We start from the raw sequence: 13,557 nt of genomic DNA on the forward strand, positions 1-13,557 counted from the left end.
GACCGGGTCGCGGTCCTCGTCCTCGTGCGGCGGTGCGCCCGACTAGCGTACGGCCTCGTCGGCGGTCCGCGCGCCCTCAGCCGGCGACGCCGCCGACGGCGTTCCCGACCACCCAGGTGACCGCCAGCGCGAGCCCGCCGAGCACGAGCTGGCGCCCCCCGCTGAACCACCACGGCCGGGCCGTCACCCGTGAGACGACCGCACCGCCGAGGAACAGCGCGAGCAGCGTGACGAGCACGCTGAGCAGCAGGCCGGCGCCCAGGACGTAGGGCAGCACGGGCACCGCGGCGCCCACGGCGAAGAACCCGAACGACGAGCCGGCGGCCACGACGGGCGAGGGCAGCTCGTCGGGGTCGATGCCGAGCTCCTCGCGCACGTGCACCTCGAGCGCGCTCTCCGGGTCGCGCGACAGCTGCGCAGCGACCTGGCGGGCGAGGTCGGGGTCGACGCCGCGCGCCATGTAGATCCGGGCCAGCTCCTCCTGCTCCGGGCCCGGGTGGGCGAGCAGCTCCTGGCGCTCGGCCTCGATCTCGGCGGTGGCGAGCTCGGCCTGGCTGGCGACCGAGGTGTACTCCCCCGCGGCCATCGAGATCGCCCCGGCGACGAGGCCCGCGAGGCCCGCCACGAGGACCGTGTGCCGCCCGCCGCTGCCGCCGGCGACGCCCGCGACCAGCGCCGAGTTGGACACGAGGCCGTCCATGGCCCCGAACACGGCCGGGCGCAGCCACCCGCCCGTCACGTCGCGGTGGTGGTGGTCGACCTCCGCCATGGGCTGCGCCGACGACACGACCACCTGCTGCACGACCTGCTCGCTCTGCGCTCCGCTCACCCGTCCAGGGTAGGGCGGTGCGCCACGGGCGGCTCCCCGCCGCTCGCGACGGCCGCCCCCTCGGCCTCCGGCGCCTGCTGCGTCGCGACGCCGTCAGCGGGAGCAGGCTCGACGCCGGTCTCCCGACCGGGCTCGACGTCGGTCTCCCGACCAGGCTCGACGTCGGTCTCCCGACCGGGCTCGACGTCGGTCTCCCGACCGGGCCGCAGCCGCGCCGACACCACGATGTAGGCCACGGCCGCCAGGAACACCACGGCCGCCGTGAACTGGTTGAGCCGCAGTCCCAGGAAGTGCTCCGCGTCGTCCACGCGCAGCGCCTCGGTCCACGACCGGCCCACGCAGTACGCCGCGACGTACAGCGCGAACGCCCGCCCGTGCCCGAGCTTGAACCGGCGGTCCGCCCACACGACGAGCCCGGCGACGCCGAGGTCCCAGAGCGACTCGTAGAGGAACGTCGGGTGGTACGTCGCTGCCTGCGGGCTGCTCGCCGGACGGTGCGCCGGGTCGATCTCGAGCCCCCACGGCAGCGTCGTCGGCCGCCCGAACAGCTCCTGGTTCCACCAGTTGCCCCAGCGCCCGACGGCCTGCGCGAGCACGATCCCCGGCGCGAGCGCGTCGGCGAACGGCGGCAGCACGATCCCGCGCCGGTGGCAGCCGATCCACGCGCCGACCGCGCCCAGCGCGATGGCGCCCCAGATGCCGAGGCCGCCCTCCCACACCGCGAACGCGCGCAGGGGGTGGCCCCCCGAGCCGAAGTACGCCGACGGGCTCGTGATGACGTGGTAGATCCGACCGCCGGCGACGCCGAACGGCACCGCCCAGACGGCCACGTCGGCCACCGTGCCGGGCCGGCCGCCGCGCGCCTGCCAGCGGCGGTCGCCCCACCACACCGAGAGCACGACGCCGAGGATGATCGACAGCGCGTAGGCCCGGACGGGGAAGGGCCCGAGGTGCCAGACCCCCTGGCTCGGGCTGGGGATGGAGGCGAGGACGGCCGCGGGCGCGCTCACGAGCCCGCCGCCGCCGTGACGGCCCTGGTGATCGAGTCGGCGCTCAGCGTCTGCAGGTCCTGCGACTTGCCCGCGACCTGGATCGTCGGAGTGCCGGTGATCCCGTGCTGCTCCATCGTGTGCTGCACCTGCCCCGCCCAGCCGTCGTACGTCCCGGCCTTCACGCACTGCTGGAACGTGTCGTACGCCGGGCCCGTGATCCCCGCTTCCGTGCCGAACGAGAGCAGCTGCGCGTCGGTGTAGCCCGCGCCCTCCTTCTCGGGCTGGTGGGCGTAGACCGCGTCGTGGTACTCGAGGCCCTTGCCGGCGTCGATCGCGCAGCCGAAGGCCGCGGCGGCGCGCTTCGAGCTGTCGTTGCCGAGGTTGTCGTCGAGGAAGCTCAGCGGGTGGATGACGAGCTGCGCCTTGCCGTCAGCGGCGAGCTGGCGCATCGCCTTGGCGCTGTCCGAGCCCTCGAACTGCTTGCAGATCGGGCACTGGAAGTCCTCCCACAGGTCGATCACCGGCTTCCCGGCGGTCCCCGTGGTGAAGCCGGCCCCGACCGCGGCGACCCCGGTCGGACGGGGGGCGCTCGCGCTGCTGCTGCCGCTGCCCCGGGTCGCGACGATCCCGACCGCGACGGCGATGACGACGACGACGAGCGGGATCGCCACGAGCAGCAGCCGGCGCTGGCGCTGCTGCGCGGCGGCCTGCCGGGCCCGCTCCGCCGCCAGCTTGTCGCGGGCGGTGGCGCGGCGGTCGGCGTTGCGCGTGCTCATGGGGTCCTTCCGGGGGTGGTGCGGGTCGTTCCGGACTGGTTCGGCGGAGCGCTGCTCACCCCGCCGGGCGGTGGTCCTGGGGGTCGTGCATGTCCGGCAGGAGCAACGACTCGAGGGCGCCGAGCGTTCGCGGGCGCACGACGAGCCAGGCCGCGCAGGCGAGCAGACCGGCGTCGCGGAGCAGCTCCTGGACGTAGCGGGTATGGCCCTTCGCGACCGCTCCCCCGCCGCCGAAGCACCCGCAGTCGATGGAGAGCCCGCGGGCCCAGGCCGAGGAGATGCCGACGAGGAAGGCGACCATGAGCAGCCCCGCGACCACCGCGGCCCCGCGCGTCGCGAGGCCGAGGACGAGCAGGACGCCGATGGCGAGCTCGACGAAGGGCAGCACGTGACCGACCTGGACGCCGGCGGCGTGCGGGAGGATCTGGTACGCCTGCACCGCCCGCACGCTCTCCCCCGGGTGCGGCAGCTTGAGCAGCGCCGCCACCACGAGCACGACCCCGAGCACGACGCGCAGCAGCGTGCCCACCGTGTCGAGCACGCGGCCCCGCTGCGGGGTGCCGGGAGGCGCCGCGAGGGTCGCCCGCGCCGTGCTCACGACCGCCCCGCGCGCACTCCCGCCGCGAGGCGCCCGGCCAGCTCCCCGGCAGCGGCGGCACCGGCGGCCTCGTCGGGCGCCTCGAGCACCGCGCGCACGAAGGCGGTGCCGACGATGACGCCGTCGGCGTACGCCGCGACCTCCTCCGCCTGCTCGGGCGTGCTGACCCCGAGCCCGACGCAGACCGGCAGGTCGGTGTGCTGACGGGTGCGGGCCACGAGGTCCCGCGCCCCCGAGCTGACGGCGAGGACGCCCGTCACGCCCATGAGCGAGGCGGCGTAGACGAAGCCCGAGCTCGCGGCGCAGACGGCCGCGACGCGCTCCTCGCTCGAGGAGGGGGCGACGAGGAAGACGCTGTCGAGCCCGTGGTCCTCGGCGGCGCTGAGCCACGCGCCGGCCTCCTCGGGAGGGAGGTCGGGGAGGATGACGCCGGACCCGCCGGCGGCGGCGAGGTCGGCGGCGAAGCGCTCCGGGCCCTGGCGCTCGACCGGGTTCCAGTACGTCATCACCAGCGTCGCCGCGCCCGCGGACGAGGCCGCCTCGACGGTGCGCAGGACGTCCTTCGGGCCGACCCCGGCACGGAGCGCCTGGTCGACGGCCTGCTGGATCGCGGGGCCGTCGAGCACCGGGTCGGAGTAGGGAAGCCCGACCTCGATGACGTCGCAGCCGCCCTCGACCATCGCGCGGGCGACGGCGAGCGCCCCGTCCGGGGAGGGGAACCCGGCGGGGAGGTATCCGACGAGTGCCGCGCGCCCCTCGGCCCGCCGCTCGGCGAGCCGGCTGTCGAGCGCGCTCACCAGCCCTCCCCCGAGCTCTCCTGCGGCGGCTCGGCGACCTGCGCCTCGGCCGCCTCGACGATCTGCTCGTCGGAGAGCAGCCCGAACCACCGGGCCGCCGTGTCGACGTCCTTGTCGCCGCGGCCGGAGAGGTTGACGAGCAGGACCGCGTCCTCGCCGAGCGCCCTGCCCACCCGCAGCGCGCCGGCGAGCGCGTGGGCGCTCTCGATCGCCGGGATGATGCCCTCGGTGCGGCTGAGCAGGGACAGCGCGTCCATGGCCTCGCGGTCGGTCACCGGCTCGTACGCGACGCGGCCGATGTCGGCGAGGTAGGCGTGCTCCGGACCCACGCCCGGGTAGTCCAGCCCGGCGCTGATCGAGTGGCTCTCGATGGTCTGGCCCCAGTCGTCCTGGAGGACGAACGAGCGCGACCCGTGCAGCACGCCGGGCGCCCCGGCCGTGATCGTCGCCGCGTGCCGGCCGGTCTCGACGCCGTCGCCGCCGGCCTCGAAGCCGTAGAGCCGCACGGCCTCGTCCTCGAGGAACGCGGTGAAGATGCCGATCGCGTTGCTGCCGCCGCCGACGCAGGCGCAGACCGCGTCGGGCAGCCGGCCGACGCGCTCGAGCACCTGGCCGCGCGCCTCGTCGCCGACCACGCGCTGGAAGTCGCGCACGAGCTGCGGGAACGGGTGCGGCCCGGCGACCGTGCCGAACAGGTAGTGCGTCGACTCGACGTTGGTGACCCAGTCGCGGAACGCCTCGTTGATCGCGTCCTTGAGCGTGCGCGAGCCGGTGCGGACGGGGACGACCTCCGCGCCGAGCAGCCGCATGCGGGCGACGTTGAGCGCCTGCCGGCGGGTGTCCTCCTCGCCCATGTAGACGACGCACTCGAGGCCGAACAGCGCCGCGGCGGTGGCCGTGGCGACGCCGTGCTGGCCCGCCCCCGTCTCCGCGATGACGCGCTTCTTGCCCATGCGTCGGGTGAGCAGCGCCTGCCCGAGCACGTTGTTGATCTTGTGCGAGCCGGTGTGGTTGAGGTCCTCGCGCTTGAGCAGGACCCGCGCGCCGCCCGCGTGCGCCGCGAAGCGGGGCACGTCGGTCAGCGCGCTCGGCCGGCCGGTGTAGTCCTTCAGCAGCCCGTCGAGCTCGGCGAGGAAGGCCGGGTCCTGGCGGGCCCGGGCGTACTCCTCGGCGACCTGGTCGAGGGCGGCGACGAGCGCCTCGGGCACGAAGCGGCCGCCGAAGCGGCCGAAGTGGCCGCTCGAGTCGGGCAGCGGGGCGGGGACGGCGGGCGCGGTCACGGCCGGGGCTGCTTCAGCGCGGGGTGGGCACCAGCGGCCACGAGGTCGGCCACGGCCGAGCGCGGGTCCTTGCCCTTGACGAGCGTCTCGCCGACGAGGACCGCGTCGGCCCCCTCGCGGGCCAGCTCGATGACGTCGTGCGCGCCGCTGATGCCGGACTCGGCGACCTTGACGCACTCGTCGGGGATCAGCGGGGCCAGGCGGGCGAACAGCGAGGTGTCGACCTCGAGCGTCTTGAGGCTGCGGGCGTTGACGCCGATGACGCGCGCGCCGGCGTCGACCGCCCGGCGGACCTCCTCGGCGTCGTGGGCCTCGACGAGCGGCGTGAGCCCGATGGACTCCGCCCGCTCGATGAGCGAGACGAGGGCGTTCTGCTCCAGCGCCGCCACGATGAGCAGCGCGAGGTCCGCGCCGTGGGCGCGCGCCTCCCACAGCTGGTAGCTGCTCACGATGAAGTCCTTGCGCAGCAGAGGGGCGTCGACGGCCTGGCGCACGGCGTCGAGGTCGGCGAGCGTGCCGCCGAAGCGGCGCTGCTCGGTGAGCACGCTGATGGCGAAGGCGCCGCCTGCTTCGTACTCCCCCGCTAGCAGCGCGGGGTCCGGGATGTCGGCGAGCTCGCCCTTGCTCGGGCTCTTGCGCTTGACCTCGGCGATGATGCGCACGCCGCCGCTGCGGAACCCCTGCACGACGGGCTTGGCGTCGGGCACCCGGGCGCAGCGGGCCTTGAGGTCGTCGAGCGCGACGCGGGCCTGCCGCTCGGCGAGGTCCTCGCGCACCCCCGCGACGATGTCGTCGAGGACTGTCACCTCGGGCGGCTCCCTAGAACGACCGGGCGGCCCTGCTGGCCGGCTGGTGCGGGCAACGACGGCGGGCTCCTCGCGGCCTCGGCCGGGTCGGGCTTCCTCGCCTACGGCCAGGGTAGACCGGGGGGCTGACGCTGCCTCCCGGGGCCCCCCGGACGAGTGACGCGGACGGGTGACGCGGACGGGTGGCGCTGGTCCTGGCGGAGGACCGGCTCGGGCCGGCGCCTCACGGCCCGAGGGGCAGCCCCAGCGGCAGGTCGCGCACGACCGCGAAGAGCACGCCCGCCCCGAGCACGGCCCAGGCGACGGCGGCCGGCAGGGCCGGAGCCGGGGCGTACGGGTCGCGCCAGCGCCGCACCGCCCACGTCGCCCAGAGCAGGACCGCGAGCGGCAGCACGACGAGCACGACGTAGCCGTTGCTCGCGAGGGCGTCACCGGCGTGCCCGCGCGCCAGGTCGTCGACCGCACGCAGGCCGCCGCAGAAGGGGCAGGACAGGCCGGTCAGCCGGCGCAGCGGGCACCAGCCCCACGACCCGGGCACGTGCGGGTCGCGGAGGACGAGCGCGCCGACCGCAGCGCCCGCCGCCAGGGCCGCGGACGCAGGAGCGGCCAGCCCCCGCGCTCGGGGGGTCGGCCGCTGCTGGGTGGTGCTGGACGTGGTGCTCGTGGTCAGACCGGGATCACGACGGACTGGAGGATCTTGTCCGCGAACGTCTGGCGCTTCGGGTCCCAGAGCGGCCAGAGGTAGCCGACGTAGCAGGGGATGCTGTCGAGGAAGTGGGCGATCTGCCGCACGAAGCTCATGCCCGGGCCGAGCACCTGGCCGTCGACCTCGCGGACCAGCTTGATCTTGGCGACGCCCTTCCCGATCGACTGGCCGGTCGTGCCCTGCTTCCAGACCGTGTTCCAGATCGCGAGCGCCAGCACCGCCAGGAAGCCGAGGAAGAAGAGCAGGCCGCCGAGCACGCCGCTGACGTGGCCGATGATGCCGGCGACGACGAACACCACGATGTAGCCGCCGATGACCAGGCCGGCGTCGACCAGCGTGCCGAGGGCCCGCTGGCCCCAGCTCGCGTAGGCACCCGGGTAGCCGTAGGCGGGCTGGCCGTACTGCGGCTGGCCGTACTGCGGCTGGCCGTACTGCGGCTGGCCGTACTGCGGCTGGCCGTACTGCGGCTGCCCGTACTGCGGCTGCCCGTACTGCGGCTGCTCGGCGGGCGCGCCGTACGACGGGGCCTCCGCCGGCTTCTCGAACGACGGGCCGGACGGCGCTCCGTAGGACGGCGCAGCGGGCGGCTCCGAGCTGGGCTTCTCGAACGACGGGCCGCCGTACGACGGGGCCGAGGGGGGCTGCTCGCCCTCGCCGGGCGCGCTCGGCGGGGGGTACTCGCTGCTCATCGGGGATCGTCCTTCCATCGGGTCCCGGGTCCGGGCGTGCGCCGCACCCTAGCGCTCCGGACCACGCGGAGGGCCTCAACGACTCACAGGGTGGGATCGTCCCCGCGGGAGAGCGCCTGCCAGGCGTCCACGTCCTGCCCGGAAGGGCGCGCTGGGGAGTCGTAGCGCCGCCCCAGCGAGCTCCACCGGCCGGAGCGGGCGAGCGCCCAGGCGCCACCCGCGAGGGCCAGCGCGGCGCCGGCCAGCGCGACGGCGGGCCAGCCGCTGGTGGCGGCCGTGGCCCCGGTGGGCGAGCCGAGCCGGTCCCCCGCCGCCGAGACGGCCGTCGCGCGGCGGTGCGGCCCGTACGCCGCGGCGACGGTGAGCTCCGCGGCGAGGAGGGCGGCGAGGACCGCGACGGCACCCACCGCCCGCCGGGCCGGGCCCCGCACGGCGAGCACCCCGGCGGCGGCCGCGAGGAGGAGCAGCCCGAGGGCCGGCACCCCGGCGGAGAGCGCGCGGCCCGACAGGCGCACCGGCGGGAGCGCGACGGCCGCGGCCGGGCGGAGCCGCACCCACGTACGGCCGGCGGCGACGAGCACGACGAGGCCGCCGAGGGCGATCAGCAGGACGGCGGTGGCGCGCTCGCGGGCGGCGCTCACCGGGTCACGCGCCAGCCGGGCGCAGGGTGCCCGCGGCAGCCACGGCGCGGAGCACGGCCGCGGCCTTGTGGCGGCACTCCGCGTCCTCGGTCGCGGGGTCGGAGTCGGCGACGATGCCGGCGCCCGCGCTGACGTACGCCGTGCCGTCGCGCAGCACCGCCGTCCGGATCGCGATGGCCGTGTCGGCGTCGCCGGCGAAGTCGAGGTAGCCGACGATGCCGCCGTAGACGCCGCGGCGGGTGGGCTCGAGCGACTCGATGATCTCCATCGCGCGCGGCTTCGGCGCCCCGGACAGCGTCCCGGCGGGGAAGCACGCCGTCAGCGCGTCGAACGCGGTGCGCCCCGGCGCCAGCCGGCCGACGACGGTCGAGACGATGTGCATGACGTGGCTGTAGCGCTCCACCGACATGAAGTCGACGACCTCGACGGTGCCGGGCGCGCTGACCCGGCCCAGGTCGTTGCGCCCGAGGTCGACGAGCATGAGGTGCTCGGCGCGCTCCTTGGGGTCCGCGAGCAGCTCGACGCCGAGCGCGGCGTCCTCCTCCGGCGTGCTGCCGCGCGGCCGGGTCCCCGCGATCGGGTGGAGCATGGCGCGCCCGCCCGTCACCTTGACCAGCGCCTCCGGGCTCGAGCCGACGATGTCGAAGCCCTGCGGGAGGCGCAGGAGGTACATGTACGGGCTCGGGTTGGTGACGCGCAGGACCCGGTAGACGTCGAGGGCGCTCGCCGACGTCCGCGCCTCGAAGCGCTGCCCGACGACGATCTGGAACGCCTCGCCGGCGCGGATCGCCTCCTTCGCCTCCTCCACCGCGGCCTCGTACGCCGGCTGCGCGGTCCGCCGGTCGTAGTCCGGGTCGCGCCGGTCGAGCACCGCCACCGTCGGGGGCGCCGGCGTGGCGAGCTCCCCCGTCATCCGGTCGAGCCGGGAGACGGCGTCGGCGTACGCGTCGTCGACCCGCTCGTCGCTGTCGTCCCAGTTGACGGCATTGGCGATGAGCACGACGGTGCCGTCGGCGTGGTCGAGCACGGCGAGGTCCGTCGCGAGCAGGAGCGCGAGCTCCGGCAGCCGCAGGTCGTCCTCGGCGAGGCTGGGGAGGCGCTCGAGCCGCCGCACCGCGTCGTACCCGACGTAGCCGACGAGCCCCCCGGTCAGCGGCGGGAGCCCGCGGTCGGGGTCGGGCTCGGTGTGCAGCGCGGCGAGGGTGCCGCGCACCGCCTCGAGCGGGTCGCCCCCGGTGGGCAGGCCGACGGGCGGCGTCCCCAGCCAGACGGCCTCCCCGTCCTGCTCGGTGAGCGTCGCCGCGCTGGCCGCGCCCACGATCGAGTAGCGCGACCACACCCCGCCGTGCTCGGCGGACTCGAGCAGGAAGGTGCCCGGCCGCTCCTGCGCCAGCTTGCGGTAGACGCCCACCGGCGTCTCGCCGTCGGCGAGCAGCCGCCGGACGACGGGGATGACCCGACGGTCCTTCGCGAGCGTGCGGAACTCCTCGAGCGAGGGCTCCACCCCGCCGTACGCCGGGCTCACTCCCCCACCACCACGGGCAGCGCGACGGCGTCGAAGCACGTGCGGTCCCCGGTGTGGCAGGCCGCGCCGACCTGGTCGACCTCGAGCAGCAGCGCGTCGCCGTCGCAGTCGAGCCGGACGCCCTTGACGTGCTGGACGTGGCCCGAGGTGCCGCCCTTGACCCAGTACTCCTGCCGGCTGCGGCTCCAGTAGGTCGCCCGGCCCGAGGTCAGCGTGCGGTGCAGCGCCTCGTCGTCCATCCAGCCGACCATGAGCACCTCGCGGGTGTCCCACTGCTGCACGACGGCGGCGACGAGGCCGTCGGCGTCGCGCTTGAGGCGGGCGGCGACGTCGGGGGCGAGGGCGGAGTCGGTGACGCGGCTGGGCACCCGGTCATCTTGCCGCACGACTGGAGGCGGCGCGGGCGGGCAGGCTGGCCCCTCGTGACCACCTCGTACGCGCCGGCTGAGCGCGCCGCCCTCGCCGACACCCTCGCCGGGCTCGACCCCGCGGCCCCGACCCTCTGCCCGCCGTGGCGCGCCCGCGACCTCGCCGCGCACGTCGTCCTGCGCGAGCACCGCCCCGACGCCGCCCTCGGGATCGCCGTGCGGCCGCTCGCGGGCCACACCCAGCGGGTGCAGGACGGCATCGCCGCGGGCGACTACGCCGCCCTCGTGGACCGGGTGCGCCGTGGTCCTGCTCCCTGGTGGCCGACGCGCATCCCGCAGCTGCGCGAGGCGGCCGACCTCGTCGAGCTCGTCATCCATCACGAGGACCTGCGCCGCGCGCAGCCGGGGTGGGAGCCGCGCGAGCTGCCCGCGGGGGTGGAGGACGCGCTGTGGGCCCGGGTGCCGGGCCTGGCGAAGCGGCTCGGCCGCCGTGCCCCGGCGACCGTCGCGCTGCGCCGCAGCGGGAGCCCGGACGTCGTCGAGGTGGGGTCCGGCGAGCGCCGGGTCGTCGTCGAGGCCGCGCCCGTCGAGCTGCTGCTGCTGGCGTTCGGACGCGGCCGGGCCGCCCGGCTCGTCGTGGAGCCGGCCGACACGCCGGTCGCGGAGTGGTTCTCCGGCCCCTGACCCCTCCCCGTGATCATGCACATCCGGGCCCCCGACTGGCCGCGATCATGCACATCCTGGGCCCACCCCCCTGGCCGTGATCATGCACATCCTGGGCCCACCTCCCTGGCCGTGATCATGCCCATCCTGGAGGTGCCACCCGGCCAAGATCTGCATGATCACCGCGGGAGGGGCGGAGACCCCGCCAGGATCTGCATGATCACCGCGGAGGCGCGGGTCAGCGGACCGGCAGCCCCGCGTCGGCCAGGGAGCGCTTGACCTCGCCGATCCGCAGCTCGCCGAAGTGGAACACGGACGCCGCGAGCACGGCGTCGGCCCCGGCCTCGACCGCCGGGGCGAAGTCGCCGAGCGCGCCCGCGCCGCCCGAGGCGATGACGGGGACGCCGACGGCGGCCCGGACCGCGCGCACCATCTCCAGGTCGTAGCCGTCCTTGGTGCCGTCGCCGTCGATGCTGTTGAGCAGGATCTCCCCCGCCCCCAGCTCGGCAGCGCGCGCGGCCCAGGCGACCGCGTCGGTGCCCGTGCCGCGGCGCCCGCCGTGCGTGGTCACCTCGAAGCCGCTCTCGGTCTCCGTGCCCGCCGGGCAGCGGCGCGCGTCGATCGAGAGCACGAGCACCTGCGAGCCGAATCGCGTGCTGATCTCCGCGACGAGCTCCGGGCGCGCCACGGCGGCGGTGTTGACGCCCACCTTGTCCGCGCCGGCCCGGAGCAGGCGGTCGACGTCCTCGACGCTGCGCACCCCGCCCCCGACGGTGAGCGGGATGAAGACCTGCTCGGCGGTGCGGCGCACCACGTCGTACGTCGTGTCGCGCTCACCGCTGCTCGCCGTGATGTCGAGGAAGACGAGCTCGTCGGCCCCCTCGGCGTCGTAGGCCTTGGCCATCTCCACCGGGTCACCCGCGTCGCGGATCGCGGTGAAGTTGACGCCCTTGACCACCCGGCCGGCGTCGACGTCGAGGCAGGGGATGACGCGGACGGCGAGGGTCACGGGATCCGGCTGAACGTGGACTCGTAGGCCACGCTCGTCCCCTGCCACGTCGTGGCGGTGACCTCGCAGGTGAGGTAGTTCCCCGTGTCCGGCGCGCCGTTGGTCGTCGTGTAGCTCGGGCCCGTCTGCCCCGCGATGACCGCCGCCGTCGCCGGGAGCGGCCCGCTGCCGACGAGGAAGCCCGCCGAGCGCGCCCAGCGGTAGGACACGACCGCGGTCGCGTCCGAGGGGGTGGCCGCGCAGGTCAGGGGCGAGTTCCGCGCCACCGTGCCGTTGACCGCCAGCCCGGAGAGGTACGGCGCCCGCAGGCTCGGGATGTACGAGCCGGTCGTGGCCTGCGACGAGCCCATGCCGTTCGAGCCCGTGGCCCGGCAGACCAGCTCGCGGCCGGCCGCGGCCTTGAGCACGTCGGTCGTCAGCGTCAGCGACGCCGCCCCGGTCGCGAGCGGCGTGGCGCCGGTGAGGTCGACCGAGCTGCTGGACGCGAACCAGTCGTAGCCGACGCTCACGCCCGGCACGGTGAAGGTCGCCGCGCAGGTCGCGACCGTCCCGGGCACCGGCATCGAGCCGTCGCCCGCGAGGCCGCTGATCACCGGCGTGACGTAGGCGTCAGGCGCGGCCGGGAAGGTGAACGCCGCGCTCGTCACGGACGTGCTGCCGACGCTGGAGTGCAGCGTGACGACGCAGGCGAGCTGCGCGTCGGCGTCTGCGGCCTCGACCACGTGCACACCGCCCGCCGCGGCCGGGACCTGGGTGCTGCCGTTGCGCAGGAACGAGACACCGGCCACGGTGGCGTTCTCCGTCAGCTGCGCGCCGGTCGGCGCGTTGCAGGTGATCGGCTGGCCGAGCGCGGCGACCGGGGCTCCCCCGTTGGTGGACAGCGTCGGGGCGGTGAGGGCGTACGGCAGGGCGCGGTTGGCGGTCTTCGCCAGCGCGGGCAGCGACTTGCGCGCCTGCGCGGCCCAGGCGCTGAACGCCCCGACGCTCGTGAAGACGCTCGGTCCCATGTCGCAGCCGGCCTTGAGCCCGTAGCTCGTCACGCCGACGACGTAGGACGCGCGGCCGACCTTGACGACGAGCGGGCCGCCGCTGTCGCCCTGGCAGGTGCCGGCGTAGCGCCCGTTGCGCAGGCGCGAGCCGACGGCGATCTGCGTGTGCGGGTCGAAGCCGCTGCCGAACAGCTTCGTCGCGGTCGAGTCCAGCTGGTGCACCGCGACCGTGCGCAGGAAGCCGTCCGGGTCGGTGGTGTTGGCCGGCTTGCCCCACCCGTAGATCCGCAGCGCCGGCGGACGCGCCGAGGTGACCTTGCGGGCGAGCGAGGCGGTGCCGATCTTCGCGTACGACGGCAGGCCCAGCGGGACCAGCGTGCGCAGCACCGCGATGTCGTTGCGGATCCGGGTCGAGCTGTAGCGCGAGTTGTAGCGGACGACCTCGACGGGCACGGCGTGGCCGCTCGTCATCCGGCTCCCGCCGACCATGACGTAGTAGAGGCCCGGCTCGACGACGCAGTGCGCCGCGGTGATGATCTCCCGGTCGGAGATCGCCGAGGAGCTGCACGAGGCGTCGTACGCCTGCGGAACGGGGTCGGCCGCCAGGGACTTGTCGACGTGGAGGAGCGGCAGCACCCAGGGGGCGGCGGTCTGCGGGTTGCGGATGACGGTGCCGTGCGTGATGTCGCGGGTCACCGGCAGGGGGGCGGTACGCGGCGTCCGGGGCGTCGCCAGGTGGACCGTCGCCGCTCCTGCGGCGGGGGCGGCGAGTCCGGTGAGCGCCGCGGCGACCGCGACGACCCCCGGGACGATCCGCGCGGGGCGGAGGGCGGACGATCGCGGTCTGGGCACCATGGGGCTCCTCTTCTGCACCAGGAGACTGTAGGGG

At 75.7% G+C, this 13,557-nt stretch carries 15 protein-coding genes; 1 reads left to right on the top strand and 14 read right to left on the bottom strand.

Translation table 11 applies throughout. The annotated features are described in order from the left end of the window. Positions 1-76: 76 nt before the first annotated feature. The 12 genes from EV189_RS16100 to hisI form a co-directional block, all read right to left on the bottom strand. A complete protein-coding gene (locus EV189_RS16100) occupies positions 77-769 on the bottom strand; it encodes a VIT1/CCC1 transporter family protein (protein WP_130494135.1) in 693 nt (230 codons plus the stop codon). A 56-nt stretch (positions 770-825) separates the two neighbouring features. Then, positions 826-1,839 (bottom strand): prolipoprotein diacylglyceryl transferase, encoded by a 1,014-nt coding sequence (gene lgt / locus EV189_RS16105; RefSeq protein WP_130493997.1) that lies wholly within the window; start codon positions 1,837-1,839, stop codon positions 826-828. Next, a complete protein-coding gene (locus EV189_RS16110) occupies positions 1,836-2,597 on the bottom strand; it encodes a DsbA family protein (protein ID WP_130493998.1) in 762 nt (253 codons plus the stop codon). The genes lgt and EV189_RS16110 overlap by 4 nt, the downstream gene beginning before the upstream one ends. Positions 2,598-2,652: 55 nt before the next feature. Beyond that, complete coding sequence (locus EV189_RS16115) at positions 2,653-3,195, bottom strand: MauE/DoxX family redox-associated membrane protein (protein ID WP_231116478.1); 543 nt, start codon at positions 3,193-3,195, stop codon at positions 2,653-2,655. After that, entirely contained in the window at positions 3,192-3,995 is an 804-nt protein-coding gene (gene trpA, locus EV189_RS16120; protein WP_130494137.1) for a tryptophan synthase subunit alpha, read from the bottom strand. The genes EV189_RS16115 and trpA overlap by 4 nt, the downstream gene beginning before the upstream one ends. Beyond that, positions 3,989-5,272 carry a tryptophan synthase subunit beta gene (gene trpB, locus EV189_RS16125; protein WP_130493999.1) on the bottom strand — a complete coding sequence of 428 codons (1,284 nt, stop codon included), beginning with the start codon at positions 5,270-5,272 and terminating at the stop codon, positions 3,989-3,991. The genes trpA and trpB overlap by 7 nt, the downstream gene beginning before the upstream one ends. Further along, positions 5,269-6,078 (bottom strand): indole-3-glycerol phosphate synthase TrpC, encoded by an 810-nt coding sequence (trpC, locus tag EV189_RS16130; protein ID WP_130494000.1) that lies wholly within the window; start codon positions 6,076-6,078, stop codon positions 5,269-5,271. The genes trpB and trpC overlap by 4 nt, the downstream gene beginning before the upstream one ends. Before the next feature lie 223 nt (positions 6,079-6,301). Continuing rightward, positions 6,302-6,616 carry a DUF2752 domain-containing protein gene (locus EV189_RS20305; RefSeq protein WP_165400339.1) on the bottom strand — a complete coding sequence of 105 codons (315 nt, stop codon included), beginning with the start codon at positions 6,614-6,616 and terminating at the stop codon, positions 6,302-6,304. 128 nt (positions 6,617-6,744) lie between these two features. Next, positions 6,745-7,473 carry an RDD family protein gene (locus EV189_RS16140; protein WP_130494001.1) on the bottom strand — a complete coding sequence of 243 codons (729 nt, stop codon included), beginning with the start codon at positions 7,471-7,473 and terminating at the stop codon, positions 6,745-6,747. Between the two features lie 83 nt (positions 7,474-7,556). Further along, positions 7,557-8,114, bottom strand: a complete 558-nt coding sequence (locus EV189_RS16145; protein ID WP_165400340.1) for a Trp biosynthesis-associated membrane protein — start codon at positions 8,112-8,114, stop codon at positions 7,557-7,559. Between the two features lie 4 nt (positions 8,115-8,118). After that, positions 8,119-9,639 (bottom strand): anthranilate synthase component I, encoded by a 1,521-nt coding sequence (locus EV189_RS16150; protein ID WP_231116480.1) that lies wholly within the window; start codon positions 9,637-9,639, stop codon positions 8,119-8,121. Beyond that, positions 9,636-10,007, bottom strand: coding sequence for a phosphoribosyl-AMP cyclohydrolase (gene hisI / locus EV189_RS20485; RefSeq protein ID WP_196788584.1), 372 nt, complete (start codon positions 10,005-10,007; stop codon positions 9,636-9,638). Before hisI ends, EV189_RS16150 begins: the two co-directional genes overlap by 4 nt. A 54-nt stretch (positions 10,008-10,061) precedes the next feature. Here hisI and EV189_RS16155 point away from each other — a divergent pair, with 54 nt between their 5' ends. Beyond that, entirely contained in the window at positions 10,062-10,691 is a 630-nt protein-coding gene (locus EV189_RS16155; protein WP_130494004.1) for a TIGR03085 family metal-binding protein, read from the top strand. A gap of 217 nt (positions 10,692-10,908) precedes the next feature. Here EV189_RS16155 and hisF read toward each other — a convergent pair whose 3' ends face one another. After that, the gene (hisF, locus tag EV189_RS16160; protein ID WP_130494005.1) at positions 10,909-11,679 is read right to left on the bottom strand and encodes an imidazole glycerol phosphate synthase subunit HisF; all 771 of its coding nucleotides are present in this window, start codon (positions 11,677-11,679) and stop codon (positions 10,909-10,911) included. Further along, the gene (locus EV189_RS16165; protein ID WP_165400341.1) at positions 11,676-13,520 is read right to left on the bottom strand and encodes a trypsin-like serine protease; all 1,845 of its coding nucleotides are present in this window, start codon (positions 13,518-13,520) and stop codon (positions 11,676-11,678) included. Before EV189_RS16165 ends, hisF begins: the two co-directional genes overlap by 4 nt. Positions 13,521-13,557 lie beyond the last annotated feature (37 nt).

It is taken from the genome of Motilibacter rhizosphaerae, assembly GCF_004216915.1.
In the GTDB taxonomy this organism is placed as follows: domain Bacteria; phylum Actinomycetota; class Actinomycetes; order Motilibacterales; family Motilibacteraceae; genus Motilibacter; species Motilibacter rhizosphaerae.

Bases quoted from the DNA above. Each gene is read 5' to 3' on its own strand.
- EV189_RS16100 (WP_130494135.1), bottom strand. From the start codon at position 769: ATGGCGGAGGTCGACCACCACCACCGCGACGTGACGGGCGGGTGGCTG.
- EV189_RS16110 (WP_130493998.1), bottom strand. From the start codon at position 2,597: ATGAGCACGCGCAACGCCGACCGCCGCGCCACCGCCCGCGACAAGCTG.
- EV189_RS16140 (WP_130494001.1), bottom strand. From the start codon at position 7,473: ATGAGCAGCGAGTACCCCCCGCCGAGCGCGCCCGGCGAGGGCGAGCAG.